General features: G+C 61.4%; 13 protein-coding genes and 1 pseudogene. 10 read left to right on the forward strand and 4 right to left on the reverse strand.

The window, feature by feature from the left end; translation table 11 throughout:
- Window position 1: 1 nt before the first annotated feature.
- Window positions 2–1,099, reverse strand: a complete 1,098-nt coding sequence (locus N2599_RS08240; RefSeq protein ID WP_027513161.1) for an RgsD C-terminal domain-containing protein — start codon at window positions 1,097–1,099, stop codon at window positions 2–4.
- Between the two features lie 112 nt (window positions 1,100–1,211).
- Here N2599_RS08240 and N2599_RS08245 point away from each other — a divergent pair, with 112 nt between their 5' ends.
- The 3 genes from N2599_RS08245 to N2599_RS08255 all read left to right on the forward strand — a co-directional run bounded on the left by N2599_RS08245 (window position 1,212) and on the right by N2599_RS08255 (window position 3,660).
- Window positions 1,212–1,796 carry a nitroreductase family protein gene (locus N2599_RS08245; protein WP_027513160.1) on the forward strand — a complete coding sequence of 195 codons (585 nt, stop codon included), beginning with the start codon at window positions 1,212–1,214 and terminating at the stop codon, window positions 1,794–1,796.
- Window positions 1,796–2,428: a flavin reductase family protein gene (locus N2599_RS08250; protein WP_027513159.1), complete on the forward strand. Its 633-nt coding sequence runs from the start codon at window positions 1,796–1,798 to the stop codon at window positions 2,426–2,428. Before N2599_RS08245 ends, N2599_RS08250 begins: the two co-directional genes overlap by 1 nt.
- A 92-nt stretch (window positions 2,429–2,520) precedes the next feature.
- Window positions 2,521–3,660 carry a DUF2336 domain-containing protein gene (locus tag N2599_RS08255; RefSeq protein WP_027513158.1) on the forward strand — a complete coding sequence of 380 codons (1,140 nt, stop codon included), beginning with the start codon at window positions 2,521–2,523 and terminating at the stop codon, window positions 3,658–3,660.
- A 2-nt stretch (window positions 3,661–3,662) separates the two neighbouring features.
- Here N2599_RS08255 and N2599_RS08260 read toward each other — a convergent pair whose 3' ends face one another.
- Window positions 3,663–4,076, reverse strand: a complete 414-nt coding sequence (locus tag N2599_RS08260) for a hypothetical protein (protein ID WP_027513157.1) — start codon at window positions 4,074–4,076, stop codon at window positions 3,663–3,665.
- Window positions 4,077–4,191: 115 nt separating this feature from the next.
- Here N2599_RS08260 and N2599_RS08265 point away from each other — a divergent pair, with 115 nt between their 5' ends.
- Entirely contained in the window at window positions 4,192–4,650 is a 459-nt protein-coding gene (locus N2599_RS08265; protein WP_027513156.1) for a GNAT family N-acetyltransferase, read from the forward strand.
- On the opposite strand, the gene N2599_RS08270 is transcribed toward N2599_RS08265, so the two are convergent.
- On the reverse strand, window positions 4,651–5,847 hold the full coding sequence (locus tag N2599_RS08270; protein ID WP_027513155.1) for an AI-2E family transporter: 1,197 nt from the start codon (window positions 5,845–5,847) through the stop codon (window positions 4,651–4,653).
- 232 nt (window positions 5,848–6,079) lie between these two features.
- Between N2599_RS08270 and N2599_RS08275 the strand changes: the two genes are divergently transcribed.
- Window positions 6,080–6,535 carry an OsmC family protein gene (locus N2599_RS08275; RefSeq protein WP_027513154.1) on the forward strand — a complete coding sequence of 152 codons (456 nt, stop codon included), beginning with the start codon at window positions 6,080–6,082 and terminating at the stop codon, window positions 6,533–6,535.
- 3 nt (window positions 6,536–6,538) lie between these two features.
- On the opposite strand, the gene parE is transcribed toward N2599_RS08275, so the two are convergent.
- The gene (gene parE / locus N2599_RS08280) at window positions 6,539–8,599 is read right to left on the reverse strand and encodes a DNA topoisomerase IV subunit B (protein ID WP_027513153.1); all 2,061 of its coding nucleotides are present in this window, start codon (window positions 8,597–8,599) and stop codon (window positions 6,539–6,541) included.
- Between the two features lie 219 nt (window positions 8,600–8,818).
- On the opposite strand from parE, the gene N2599_RS08285 reads away from it, so the two are divergent.
- The 5 genes and pseudogenes from N2599_RS08285 to N2599_RS08305 form a co-directional block, all read left to right on the forward strand.
- Window positions 8,819–9,703, forward strand: a complete 885-nt coding sequence (locus N2599_RS08285; RefSeq protein ID WP_027513152.1) for an alpha/beta hydrolase family protein — start codon at window positions 8,819–8,821, stop codon at window positions 9,701–9,703.
- A 134-nt stretch (window positions 9,704–9,837) separates the two neighbouring features.
- On the forward strand, window positions 9,838–10,608 hold the full coding sequence (tpiA, locus tag N2599_RS08290) for a triose-phosphate isomerase (RefSeq protein ID WP_027513151.1): 771 nt from the start codon (window positions 9,838–9,840) through the stop codon (window positions 10,606–10,608).
- A 104-nt stretch (window positions 10,609–10,712) separates the two neighbouring features.
- On the forward strand, window positions 10,713–11,177 hold the full coding sequence (gene secG, locus N2599_RS08295) for a preprotein translocase subunit SecG (RefSeq protein WP_027513150.1): 465 nt from the start codon (window positions 10,713–10,715) through the stop codon (window positions 11,175–11,177).
- A 141-nt stretch (window positions 11,178–11,318) separates the two neighbouring features.
- Window positions 11,319–12,947, forward strand: coding sequence for a CTP synthase (pyrG, locus tag N2599_RS08300; protein ID WP_027513149.1), 1,629 nt, complete (start codon window positions 11,319–11,321; stop codon window positions 12,945–12,947).
- Window positions 12,948–13,021: 74 nt separating this feature from the next.
- Window positions 13,022–13,489: pseudogene (locus tag N2599_RS08305) on the forward strand (SRPBCC family protein); the annotation flags it as partial.
- Window positions 13,490–13,527 lie beyond the last annotated feature (38 nt).

Below are 13,527 nucleotides of genomic sequence, written 5' to 3' on the forward strand. Positions count from 1 at the left end.
TTCAATCGGCGTCGGCGCCTGCCGTGCCGTTGCCCGGCAGCAGTTGCTCGTAGGAAGGCAACGGCGCCGGTGCGGAATTCTGCGGCTCGCCGGCGGCTGATGGCTGCGGTTCCTGCTGCAGCGTCGTCGCGGCGCTTGCCGGCTCCTGCGGCTGCTCGTTCTTCATCAGCACTTCGACATCGGTATTCTTGCCCGCCTCGACCTTGAAGTCGCGTTGATAGATCTTGTCCTTGTTGCGCGCGACGGCGGAATATTCGCCTTCGGCCAGAACCATCGTCGGAAAAGCGCTGACGCTTTCGCCGACGCTGTCGCCCGCGGCCGTCAGGATCGACCAGGCCGTATCGGCGATCGCTTCGCCACCGGCTTCGGAAACCAGCTTGAAGGTGATCTGCGCCGCGCGGTGCTGGATGGTCGCTTCCGTGAGCCCTCCGGCTTCCACCTGTATATCGGCGCGGATGACGGCGTTGACGTCGCCATATTCGGAAACGATGTGATAGGTGCCGGCATTCAGCCTGACGACGGTGTTCGGCGAGACGTCTGCCGTCACCAATCCGCGCTCGCCGTCATCACGGACTTCCGACGAGTAGATGGAGAAGCGCAGCTGATCCGGGCGGATGCGAACGTCGGAGCCGGAAATCGCGTTGAGCAGCAGACCGCCCGCATCGAGCACCATCACTTGCTTGTCAAGCTTGCCGCTGTCGGGAACATTCACCTTGCGTGTGACGCCGGCGCGGCCGAAGGAGACGTTCACCAGATAGTCGCCCGGCGCCAGCTGGAAAGCCGCCGACCCGCCGCGCGCGCTCGCCACCAGCGGCAGCTTGCCGTCGCCGCCGGCGATCGGGCTGAACACGTACCAGGAGAGGCCGTCTTCCAGCGGCTCGCCGTCGGCCGTCAGCTTCGCCTCGATCTCGACCTCCTGCAACGCGACTCCTTGAGGCGCGCTGCCGGGGGCGATGAACGCGTTGAGCTTCGGCATTTTTGCCGTCGTATCGAGCTGCTTAAACTCCTTGAACGCGTCCTGCGCGCCTGCGCCGAAAGGCAGCGAAGCCGCCAGAACAAGTGCAAAGGCCATACGCGCAAAAGGCAAAATGCCGAGCATGTCTTTCCTGAACAGATTGACTTCTGAAATCACAGAGGCCACTTCAAGACCAACGCGATGGCAAATTCAAGACCCATCCCTACCGCTGTCATGAAAATGAAAGTTTCCCCGCATGAAATCGGATATCAAGTTGATCGATTACCTCGCCGTGCGCCGTTCCATCCCTGCCTTCCAGATGTGCGAACCCGGACCGGAGAAGGCGGAGATCGAGGAAATCCTCCGTCTGGCATCTCGCGTTCCCGACCACGGCAAGCTCGCGCCCTGGCGCTTCATTGTCTATCGCGGTGAAGAGCGTGTTCGCATCGGCAAAGAGCTTCTGAAGCTCGCACTCGAAGCCAAGCCCGATCTTTCCGAGGAAATGATAGAGGTCGAGCGCGCGCGCTTGACGCGCGCGCCGGTCGTCGTTGCCGTGGTCAGCAAGGCCGGTCCGCATCTCAAGATCCCGGAATGGGAACAAATCATGTCGGCCGGTGCCGTTTGCCTCAACATCATCTTCTCGGCGAATGCCCATGGCTGGGTCGCGAACTGGCTGACCGAATGGTTCGCTTACGACGACCGTGCCTATCCGCTGCTTGGGGTCCAGCCCGGCGAAAAGGTTGCCGGCTTCATCCATATCGGCTCGACAGAGTTTCCCGCGGCAGAACGCCCCCGCCCGGAACTCACCGAGACGGTCACCTGGGTCGGCGGGGAAGATTGATGTTCTATCCGACCGACAGCAATATGCACGGCCTCTCGCACGATCCGTTCAAGGCGATCGTCACGCCGCGGCCGATCGGCTGGATCGGCACGAAGGGCAGGGACGGCTCGCTGAACCTTGGGCCCTATTCCTTCTTCAACGCCGTTTCCGACCGGCCGAAGCTGGTGATGTTTTCCTCCAGCGGCCGTAAGCACAGCCAGCGCAACGCTGCGGAAACCGGGGTCTTCACCTGCAATTTCGTAAGCCGCAATCTTGTCGAGCAGATGAACCTCTCGTCGGCAACCATGCCTTACGGCGTCAACGAATTCGAACTAGCGGGACTTACGGCAAAGCAGGGCGAGCTTGTCGATGCGCCCTATGTAGCCGAAGCCTTCGCCGTGCTCGAATGCAAGGTGACCGAGCTGATCGAACCCAAGACCCTTTCCGGCGAACCTTCGGAGAGCGTCATGGTTTTCGGTGAAGTTGTCGGCATCCATATCGATGAATCGATCATCCGCGAGGGACGCCTGGACATGTCGATCGCCCGGCCTGTCGCACGCATGGGGTATATGGATTACAGCGAAGGCAGCGACGTCTTCGAGCTGCTGCGCCCGCAAGTGCCGAACGATCTGATTGCGGCGGGCAAGGGTTAATGAATATGGTGAACCAATCATAAACCATTTGCCGATAGCCTCATTCCAAAGGTAGAGCGCGAAGGAATCGCGTTCGAAGGTTGGGGCGTGATGTGATCGTAGAAGCTTTTCTGCGCTGGGTTGAGACTGCCAAGGCTGGAGACAGGGCCCGCGCCGCAAGCGCACTCGGCCGGGCCTATCTGCAATCCGAAATGCTTCCCGAGGAGCGCCGGGCCGCCGAAATGGCAATGACCTTCCTGCTCGACGATCCGTCGCCGGGCGTGCGCTTGGCGCTGGCGGAGGTGATCGCCTGGTCGAGCGACGCGCCCCGCGGTATCATTCTTGCCTTGGCCGAAGACCAGCCGGAGATCGCCTGCCACGCCGTGACGTGCTCTCCGCTGCTCTCAGACGCCGATCTGGTCGATCTCGCAGCCCGCGGCGGCAGTGTGACTCGCATCCTGATCGCCGCACGTGCTTCGATATCCCGCGCCGTTTCAGCCGCTCTGGCGGAAGTCGGTGATGAAGAGGACATCCTCTGCCTTCTCGAAAACCAGGGTGCCGCGATTGCTCCGGCATCCCTGAAGCGCATTGCGGAACGGCTGGGCGACTGCTGCGATATCCGCAATCTGCTGCTTGATCGCGCCGATCTTCCAGCCGATGCACGTCAACTGCTGACGCAGCATGTCAGCAATGCCTTGGTCGCCCTGCCGCTGGCGCGGGCGGTTATCGGTCTCAATCGTTTGCAGCGCATCAGCCGCGAGGCGACTCAGGCGGCTGTCGTATCGCTCGCCGGCGACATCCAGCCGCGCGAGATCGCCGATCTCGTCGAGCACCTGCGTCTTACTGGTCATCTGACGCCGTGCTTTCTCATGCATGCCCTCTGCTGCGGCAAGGTGGATTTCTTCGCGGGCGCCATCGTCAATCTTACCGGCTGCACCGAAAAGCGCGTTCGCTCGATCCTCGCCACCGGCCGCATGCATGCGGTACGTGCCCTCTACGAGGCGGCCGGACTCAACCGCGAGATCAGCACAGTGTTCGTCGAAGCGACGCTTCTCTGGCGCGAAGCGTCCAAAAAGACCGGACGCACCATGCTTGCCAATGTGTGCGGCAGGTTGCTCGAACGCTTCCGTCACCACGACGGCACCCATAACGCCGTCGGCGAGCTGCTCGATCTGGTCGAGAAGCTTCATATAACCGAGCAACGCCAATCGGCGCGCAGCTACGCTTCGCTGACGGCGCTCGCCGCCGCCTAGTCTTATTTCTTGAAACGCTGAACGGCCCAGGAATAGCCATCCGAAACAAAGTGCACCGGCTTCTCCAGCGTATGCTTGACGCTTTCGCCGGTGGGCAGGCGTGTGCGCACTCGGTCGGCAAAGCGGAGAGCGAAAGCGCGGATGCCGGTCTTTTCGATGTCCTGAACCGTCGGCACCGGGGCAGGGGTGGCGTTGGCAATTTTGGGCGGCTCCGCCGCGACAGCGGGCTTCGGTGCTTCGCAAACAGCGATCACGGTCGGGTAGTTGGCATTGGCAAAGGATTTGAGCCGCTTTTCCGACTCGGCGTCGCACATCGCCACCGTTTCCCAGCGCTTATCGATCGTTGCGACATAATTACATTGCGTGACCGAGTCATTGCAGCCGAGGATGGTCATGGCGACGAAGACCGCTTGCATAATCGAACCCTTTGATTATTGAAATTCCTTGCCTTAGACGAGGCAATTCCAACCGAAAGATGGCGGCCACATTAACCTTTTGTCATGCGCCGCCGCCGCAGAACCTGAGAACACCATGTCTGTCACCGTCGCTCTTGAATCGCCGCGCCAACCGGAAATCATCCGCCTTCTCGACCTTTCGGATGCCTATGCGCAGTCGCTCTATCCTGCCGAAAGCAATCACCTCGTCGGTCTCTCGACCCTGGAGAAGCCTGCCGTAAGTTTCTTCGTTGCGCGGAATGCAGGAGCAATCGTCGGCTGTGCGGCACTCGTGGAAGCAGGCGACGGCACGGCGGAGATCAAGCGCATGTTCGTCGATCTGGAGGCGAGGGGATTGAAAGTCGCAAGCCGCCTGATGGACCGGCTCGAGGAACGTGCCCGGGAACTCGGCCTCGATGCGCTCCGGCTCGAGACCGGCATCTACCAGCCGGAGGCGATCGGCCTTTACCGCAAATACGGCTATGCCGACATCGAGCCCTTCGGCTCTTACCTGCCGGACCCGCTCAGCCTCTTCATGGAGAAGCGGCTGAAATGATCAGCCGTCTGCAGCGCGCTGCACCGGCGGTGCGTGCTCGTCGATCATGACCTCGGGGCCAAGGCCCGCGGTCTGGTCGCTGGTCTTCACTTCATGCATCCATTCGCGCCAGATCGCGACGAGCAGCGCCATCAGGACCGGGCCGATGAAGAGGCCGAGGAAGCCCATGGTCTTCACGCCGCCAACGAGCCCGAAGAAAGTCGGCAGGAAGGGAAGCTTGATCGGGCCGCCAACGAGCTTCGGACGCAGCGTCTTGTCGACGATGAAGAGCTCGACCGTGCCCCAGGTGAAGAGCGCAACGCCGGCAACATGCGATCCGCTGGCAACGAGATAGATCGAGACCAAGGTGAAAGAGAGCGGCGCGCCGCCCGGGATCAGGGCCATGATGCCGGTGAGGACGCCAAGTGTCACGGGCGAGGGGACGCCTGCGATCCAGTAGGCGACGCCGAGCACGATACCTTCGCCGATCGCGATCAGCGTCATACCCATGACGGTCGAGCTGATTGTTGCCGGAACGACGCGCGAAATCCGCTCCCAGCGATTAGGCAGGATGCGCTCGCCGAGCATGTCGATCTGACGCGAGAAGGACGCGCCGTCGCGATAGACGAAGAACAGCGCGATCAGCATGAAGAGCAGCGTCAGAAGCAGGTGGAACGACGCACCGCCGGCTGCGAGAACCGCGCGGTAGATATTGCCGATATTGGCGCCGCTGACGGCCTGTATGACCTCGCCCACGGAGCCGGGGCTGCCGATATATTTCCCCCACAGATCGTCGAGATAGGGCCCTGCAAAGGGCAAAGCGAGGATCCACTGCGGCGTCGGCGCGCCTTGCCGGTTGGCGTGAATGATCCAGGTGACCCATTCGCGCACCTCACCTGTCGTATAGGTGATCGCAAGTCCGATCGGAATAACGAGGAAAGTGACGATCAGAAGGATCGCGATCGTGGCAGCGATCGTCGTATTGCCGCCGACGCGCGCGAGAAGCCTGCGATAGAGCGGCCAGCTCGCGAAACCGATGACGAGTGCGGCCAGCACCGGAACGACGAAACCGTAGAAGAAATAGACGCCTGCCGCGACGATGAGGATCAGCAGCCAGCGGGCAGCAGAAATCGAGGGAATGAGCGGCGTACGTGTAGACGCGGACGGCCCAAGCCACCGCGGCTCGCCAGGCAGTTTCTTGTTGTTCGAGAGGCTCACGTCGCTTTTTATTCCTTCTTCTCAATCACGGATATGCGCCATACGGAGCCCGGACGCAAGCATATCGATCGTCTAAGGGCCGGCCTCGTCCAATCGAAAGGTGCGCCAAGCCGTCAGGCAGCGACATATCTTAAACCTCTATACGGAATGTGACGGAATTTCCTCTGAACCTTGATAGCCGGTGAAAATGGCGGCAGGTTGGGCATCAGGATTCATAAGGATCGTTCGAACGATGACGACATTTTCAGCAGAAGTATCATGGCAGCGCGGCGAGGGCAGTTTCACGGACGGCAAGTACAGCCGCGGCCATGTGTGGAATTTCGACGGCGGCCTTTCGGTGCCTGCCTCGGCATCGCCGCACAACGTGCCGCTTCCATACGCGGTCGCCGAGAACGTCGATCCCGAGGAGGCTTATGTTGCGGCGCTCTCAAGCTGCCATATGCTGTTTTATCTGTGGCTCGCCTCCAAGAAGGGCATGGTCGTCGACAGCTATGTCGATGCGGCGACCGGGATCATGGAGAAGATCGACGGAAAAATGCTCGTCAGCCGCGTCGAGCTGAAGCCGGCGGTGGTCTATGCTGGCGAAGCGCCGAGCCGCGAGATGGAAAAACAGCTCCATCACGAGGCCCATGATCTCTGCTTCCTCGCCAACTCGGTGAAGACGAAGATCGACGTCCGTCTCGACTAGAGTTCAAATATCGAGGTTTTCGGCAAAGGCGGCACGCTCCTGAATGAAGCGGAAGCGCGCGTCCGGTTTCGTGCCCATCAGGTCGTCCACCGCCGTGCGTGTTCCCTCGAAATCAACCTCGTCTATCACCACGCGTAGCAGAGTCCGCTTGCTGGGGTCCATGGTGGTTTCCTTGAGCTGCGCCGGAAGCATTTCGCCGAGACCTTTGAAGCGGCTGACCTCTATCTTCCCCTTGCCCCTGAATTCCGTTTCCATCAGCTCCTGCCTGTGGGCGTCGTCGCGCGCGTAGGCGGACTTGGCACCCTGGGTGATCTTGTAGAGCGGCGGCACGGCCAGGAACAGGTGGCCGCCGCGCACAAGCTCGGGCATCTCCTGGTAGAAGAAGGTGATCAGCAACGACGCGATGTGAGCGCCGTCGACGTCGGCATCAGTCATCACGACGATGCGCTCGTAACGCAGGTCTTCCTCTCGATATTTGGAACGTGTGCCGCAGCCGAGCGCCTGTACGAGATCCGCCAATTGCTGGTTGGCGCCGAGCTTTTCGCGGCCGGCGCTCGCTACGTTCAGGATCTTGCCGCGCAGAGGCAGGATCGCCTGATTGGCGCGGTTGCGCGCCTGCTTGGCGGAGCCGCCTGCCGAGTCGCCTTCGACGATGAAGAGTTCGGCACCCTGCGCCGTGTTCTGTGAGCAATCGGCCAGTTTGCCGGGCAGGCGCAATTTGCGCACGGCCGTCTTGCGGTTGACTTCCTTTTCCTTGCGGCGACGCAGACGCTCTTCGGCGCGCTCGATGACCCAGTCGAGTAACTTTTCGGCCTCGTTGGGATTGTCCGCCAGATAGTGATCGAAGGGATCGCGAAGCGCGTTTTCGACGATGCGCTGCGCCTCGACGGTCGCGAGCCTGTCCTTGGTCTGGCCGACGAATTCCGGCTCGCGGATAAAAACGGAGAGCATGCCGACTGCCGAAATCATCACGTCATCCGTGGTGATCTGCGCGGCGCGCTTGTTCTGCGTCAGGTCGGCATGGGCCTTCAGGCCCTTGGTCAACGCGATGCGCAGACCCGCTTCATGCGTGCCGCCCTCGGGCGTCGGAATGGTGTTGCAGTAGGAATGGATCTGCTGGTCGCCGCCGTACCAGGTGATGGCCCATTCGAGCGAGCCATGGCCGCTCGCCTTCTCCGTCTTGCCGGCGAAGATTTCGCGGGTGACGGTGAATTCCTTGCCCATCGTAGCCTGCAGGTAGTCCTTCAGGCCGCCGGGGAAGTGGAAGACTGCCTTGTCCGGGATTTCGGAGCCTTCCGGCAGGACGCCTTCGTCGCAGCTCCAGCGGATTTCGACGCCGCCAAAAAGATAAGCCTTCGACCGCGCCATGCGGAAGACGCGCCCGGCATCGAACTTCGCATGGTCGCCGAAAATCTGCGGATCGGGATGGAAGCGCACGCGGGTGCCGCGGCGGTTATGCACATCGCCGAGCTCCTCGAGGCCACCTTGTGGCAGACCGCGCGAAAAGCGCTGACGGTAAAGCTTGCGGTTGCGCGCTACTTCGACCTCGAGATCGTCGGACAGCGCGTTGACGACCGAAACCCCGACGCCGTGCAGGCCGCCGGAGGTCTCGTACGCCTTGCCGTCGAACTTGCCGCCGGCATGAAGCTTGGTCATGATGACTTCGAGCGTCGATTTGCCGGGAACCTGTGGATGGTTCTCGACCGGGATGCCGCGGCCATTATCGCTGACCGTCAGGTAGCCCTGGATATCGAGATGCACCTCGATGAAGTTCGCATGGCCGGCGACCGCCTCGTCCATTGAGTTGTCGATGACTTCGGCAAAGAGATGGTGCAGCGCCTTTTCGTCCGTGCCGCCGATATACATGCCGGGGCGCATGCGCACCGGTTCCAGCCCCTCCAGAACGCGGATGGAGGATGCGCCGTAGTCGTCCGAGCCCGCAGTGGACGGGGCAGGGCGCGGAGCAGACGCCGCAGGCCTTTCGGGGGGCGCGGCGGGCTTTGCAGCCGCCTCCTGCTTGGGCGTCAGGGGTATTCCGGAGAAGAGGTCGTTGCTGTCATCCATGGAGTCGTTCAGATCTTCAATCCTGTTTTGGGCTGGAACCTCCGAGTGAGGACACGACCCAAAATCACCGCGTTTGATGTCACGTTAGCGAATCAGGCAGATTCTGCCAGAAAGCGCCTCGTTACGCGACGCCGCCCGATTTGGCGGAATTCTGTGGAATTGGTTTGCGTTGCCGGGCCCAAAATGGCAAGCGGCCTGATGTGTTAGGAAACCGCCCGCATGAGAATGTCCACAAGTCATTGCACGATTATCGCCGCAATTGCGGCCTTTTTCCTGTCCGCCGATATCGGCACCGCTGCAGCCGATGCTTTACCGCCCTACAAGGACGAACTTTTCTCTAGACAGAACGTGCTGCAGACCGCCGACGGCGGCGCCTTCGAAGCCATCGAATACGACGAGATGCGCGACATCAACGGCCGCGACCAGATCCCCGAAAAGCGCGCGCAGCAGAAATACGTGTCGCTCGGCGTGCGCAAGCAGCAGCAGGACGAAACATTGTCACTCAATGGCCGCAGGGTGGATGTCACCAGGGTGGGACCGGGAGACAATGCGGCGTTCACCGCCATCTTCATCCACGGGCGTGGCGGTGACCGTCGGCTCGGCGCCAACGACTACAGCTTCGGCGGTAATTTCAATCGCCTCAAGAACCTCGCGGTAGCCAATGGCGGCGTCTATTATTCACCGACCGTGCGCACGTTCGACGGCGAAGGCGTAGCAGACATCGCCGAACTGATCCGTTATGCGAGCGAGAAATCCGGCCACCCCCCGGTGATCCTTTCGTGCGCCTCCATGGGCAGCCAGATTTGCTGGGGCATTGCGCGCGACCCAGGCAGCGTCAAACGGCTGAAAGGCATGATCGTCCTGAGCGGCGTCACGGATCCGGATTTCGCAAGGAGCGCGTTCTACAAGGCGAGGCTACCGCTTTGGTTCGTCCATGGCAGCCGCGATCCGGTCTATGCGGCTGCCGGCCAGCAGGCGTTCTTCAAAAGGCTTCGTGAGACGAAATACCCTGCCCATTTCACGCTCTTTCAAAACGGCAACCACGGCACGCCGATCCGGATGATCGATTGGCGAAGAGTTTTGAACTGGTTCCTCGCCTCTTAGGCAAAGCGTCGGGCAGATTTTACGCATTTTGCGCGTCAAATCTTCTTATTTCCCTTACGTAAGCGGCGGATCGCTTTCCTTTCCGTGATGCTTTTGCTAAGGCGCAGGCTTACGAGAAAAGTTGGAAGGCTGGCATGACACCTGACGTGCGCCCGCTCGTGGCGGGAAACTGGAAAATGAACGGCACGCGCGCCTCTCTCGATCAGATCAAGGCGATTGCGGAAGGCGTGAATTCGCCGCTCGCCAAGAACGTCGAGGCGCTCATCTGCCCGCCCGCGACGCTGCTCTATGTCGCGACCGCGCTTTGCACCGACAGCCCGCTCGCGATCGGCGCGCAGGATTGCCATCAAAACCCGTCGGGTGCTCATACCGGCGATATCTCAGCCGAGATGATCGCCGATTGCTTCGGAACCTACGTGATCGTTGGCCATTCCGAGCGCCGGACGGACCACGCCGAGACCGACCATCTCGTCCGCGCCAAGGCCGAGGCTGCCTTTGCCGCCGATCTCACCGCCATCATCTGCATCGGCGAGACGGCCGACCAGCGCAAGGCAGGGCAGACGCTCGACATTCTCAAGCGGCAGCTTTCGGCCTCTGTACCGGATAGCGCGACACCCGAAAACACCGTGATTGCCTACGAACCCGTCTGGGCGATCGGCACCGGCCTCACGCCGACGGTGCGGGACGTCGAGAAGGCGCACGCCTTCATGCGCTCGGAACTTGTCGCCCGCTTCGGCGCGAATGGCAGTAAAATCCGCATCCTCTATGGCGGCTCCGTCAAGCCCGGCAATGCCGGGGAACTGATGGGCGTTACCAATGTCGACGGCGCGTTGATTGGCGGCGCGAGCTTGAAAGCATCCGATTTCCTCGCCATCTTCGGCGCATACGAAGCGCTGCTCGCGTGATGACGTGTATATTCTGGGCCTAAGGGCTTGGAATAGCGGATCACCTCATGTAAACAGCGCCAGATTTTATTCGATGCCCGCCGCATGCGGGCAGGACTGGACCCATGCAGACAGTATTGATTGTCATCCACCTCATGATCGTGCTGGCGCTTGTCGGCGTCGTGCTCATCCAGCGTTCGGAAGGCGGCGGCCTCGGCATCGGCGGCGGCTCCGGCTTCATGTCGGCGCGCGGCACGGCTAATGCGCTGACACGTACCACCGCCATCCTTGCCGCGCTGTTCTTCGTCACTTCGCTCGGCCTCGGCATCCTGACACGTTATCAGGGCAGCCCAACCGACATTCTCGACCGCATCCCGGCAACGAGCGGGCAGGGCAACGGCATTCTCGATTCGCTTGGCGGCGGCACTCCGCAGCAGCCCGCGAACCAGCCTGCCGGCAATGGCGTTCCGAATGGCGGCACAGCAGCTCCCGCTGGACAGGCACCGGCAGCCAACGCTCCTGCGACGCAGACCGCACCGGCGGCACCGGCGGCTCCGGCCCAACCGGGCGGCGTCCCGACCGGGCAGTAAGCCGGTCGACGAAATAAACCGCCGGCAGGCCCCAGGGTCTGCCGGTTTTCTTTTGTTCAGATTCCATCCCGGCGCCAAAAGTTCTGGAAAAGAATTTTTGGGCTGGTGGAATCGTTTTTGAAAAGGTATCCGGTGACTCCCATGGCGCGATACGTATTCATCACTGGCGGCGTGGTTTCCTCTCTCGGTAAAGGAATTGCGGCTGCGGCTCTCGGAGCGTTGTTGCAGGCCCGTGGTTATCGGGTGCGGCTTCGCAAACTCGACCCCTATTTGAACGTGGATCCGGGCACCATGAGCCCGACCCAGCACGGCGAAGTCTTCGTCACCGACGACGGCGCGGAAACCGACCTCGATCTTGGCCACTACGAGCGCTTCACCGGGCGTTCGGCAACCAAGACCGACAACATCACCACCGGCCGTATCTACAAGAACATCATCGACAAGGAACGCCGCGGCGACTATCTCGGCGCCACCGTCCAGGTCATTCCGCACGTCACCAACGAGATCAAGGATTTCGTAGTCGAGGGAAATGACGATTACGATTTCGTCATCTGCGAGATCGGCGGCACGGTCGGCGATATCGAGGCGATGCCCTTCATGGAAGCGATCCGGCAGCTCGGCAACGACCTGCCGCGCGGCACCGCGATCTACGTCCACCTGACGCTGATGCCCTACATTCCGGCCGCCGGCGAGCTGAAGACCAAGCCGACGCAGCATTCCGTCAAGGAACTGCAGGCGCTCGGCATTCATCCCGATATCCTGCTGGTGCGCGCCGACCGCGAAATTCCGGAAGCCGAGCGCCGCAAGCTCTCGCTCTTCTGCAACGTCCGTCCGTCCGCCGTCATCCAGGCGCTCGACGTCGCCAACATCTACGACGTGCCGATGGCCTATCACAAAGAGGGCCTCGACGGAGAAGTGCTTGCCGCCTTCGGCATCGAGCCAGCGCCGAAGCCGCGCCTTGAGCCGTGGGAAGAGGTCTGCAATCGCATCCGCACGCCGGAAGGCGAAGTCACGATCGCGATCGTCGGCAAGTACACCGGTCTTAAGGACGCCTACAAGTCGCTGATCGAAGCGCTGCATCACGGCGGCATCGCCAACCGCGTCAAAGTCAATCTCGAATGGATCGAGTCGGAGATATTCGAAAAGGAAGATCCCGCGCCGTACCTCGAAAAGGTCCACGGCATTCTCGTTCCTGGCGGCTTCGGCGAACGCGGTTCGGAAGGCAAAATTCATGCGGCCCGGTTTGCCCGCGAGCGCAAGGTGCCGTATTTCGGCATCTGCTTCGGCATGCAGATGGCGGTCATCGAAGCAGCACGCAATCTCGCTGACGTCGAGAATGCCTCCTCCACAGAATTCGGCCCTACCAAGGAACCGGTCGTCGGCCTGATGACAGAGTGGATCAAGGGCAATGCGCTGGAGAAGCGTACAGCAGCCGGCGACCTCGGCGGCACCATGCGCCTCGGCGCCTACAAGGCGGCGCTGAAGAAAGGCACGAAGATCTCCGAAATCTACGGATCGACCGATATTTCCGAGCGCCATCGCCACCGCTACGAAGTCAACGTGGATTACAAGGACCGCCTGGAAAACTGCGGCCTCGTCTTCTCCGGCATGTCGCCGGACGGCGTGCTTCCGGAAACGATCGAGTATCCGGATCATCCGTGGTTCATCGGTGTCCAGTATCACCCGGAACTGAAGTCCCGGCCGCTCGACCCGCATCCGCTCTTTGCAAGCTTCATTGAAGCCGCCACCGAGCAGAGCCGGTTGGTCTGAGCAACAAAAGGCCGCTTCGCGACATTTGCGGGAGCGGCCTTTAAAACAGGTGCCCCTCTGCTATCTTGCGCCGCATGAGCGCAAACCGCTGCACTACCGTCTCCCGCATCATCTACGCGCCGCCGTGTGCGATATATGCTGCCTTCCTCGATCCGGAAGCGGTTGCCACCTGGCTTCCACCTGGTGATATGCGCGGCATCGTCCATGAATTCGAGGGCAGGGAAGGCGGTGCCTTCAACATGTCGCTGGTCTATCCGGATGACGAGACGGAGATGACCGGCAAGACCTCGGAAAAGACCGATACCTTCCGCGGACGAACCGCCCAGCTCATTCCGGATGCCCTCGTCGTCTGGAAGACGGTGTTCGATTCACCGGATCCGGCCTTCGCCGGAGAGATGACCGTCCGCACCCATCTCGTCCCTGCGGCGGGTGGCACCCAAGTCACGATGGTAACCGAGGATATTCCGGAAGGAATTCGCCTGGAAGATAACGAAACCGGCTGCCTTCAGACGCTGGAGCAGCTTGCCGCCTATGTCCGCGGCTGGGCCGGAAAAGCTTGGCCCGGCGGCAGGCCTGAACC

The sequence above is a fragment of the Rhizobium sullae genome (genome assembly GCF_025200715.1).
GTDB lineage: Bacteria > Pseudomonadota > Alphaproteobacteria > Rhizobiales > Rhizobiaceae > Rhizobium > Rhizobium sullae.

What these genes read in the sequence shown, in the direction of transcription:
- pyrG (WP_027513149.1), top strand. Translation starts at nt 11,319, where the DNA reads ATGGCGCGATACGTATTCATCACTGGCGGCGTGGTTTCCTCTCTCGGT.
- N2599_RS08250 (WP_027513159.1), top strand. Translation starts at nt 1,796, where the DNA reads ATGTTCTATCCGACCGACAGCAATATGCACGGCCTCTCGCACGATCCG.
- secG (WP_027513150.1), top strand. Translation starts at nt 10,713, where the DNA reads ATGCAGACAGTATTGATTGTCATCCACCTCATGATCGTGCTGGCGCTT.
- N2599_RS08245 (WP_027513160.1), top strand. Translation starts at nt 1,212, where the DNA reads ATGAAATCGGATATCAAGTTGATCGATTACCTCGCCGTGCGCCGTTCC.
- parE (WP_027513153.1), bottom strand. Translation starts at nt 8,599, where the DNA reads ATGGATGACAGCAACGACCTCTTCTCCGGAATACCCCTGACGCCCAAG.
- N2599_RS08285 (WP_027513152.1), top strand. Translation starts at nt 8,819, where the DNA reads ATGAGAATGTCCACAAGTCATTGCACGATTATCGCCGCAATTGCGGCC.
- tpiA (WP_027513151.1), top strand. Translation starts at nt 9,838, where the DNA reads ATGACACCTGACGTGCGCCCGCTCGTGGCGGGAAACTGGAAAATGAAC.
- N2599_RS08260 (WP_027513157.1), bottom strand. Translation starts at nt 4,076, where the DNA reads ATGCAAGCGGTCTTCGTCGCCATGACCATCCTCGGCTGCAATGACTCG.
- N2599_RS08265 (WP_027513156.1), top strand. Translation starts at nt 4,192, where the DNA reads ATGTCTGTCACCGTCGCTCTTGAATCGCCGCGCCAACCGGAAATCATC.
- N2599_RS08275 (WP_027513154.1), top strand. Translation starts at nt 6,080, where the DNA reads ATGACGACATTTTCAGCAGAAGTATCATGGCAGCGCGGCGAGGGCAGT.
- N2599_RS08240 (WP_027513161.1), bottom strand. Translation starts at nt 1,099, where the DNA reads ATGCTCGGCATTTTGCCTTTTGCGCGTATGGCCTTTGCACTTGTTCTG.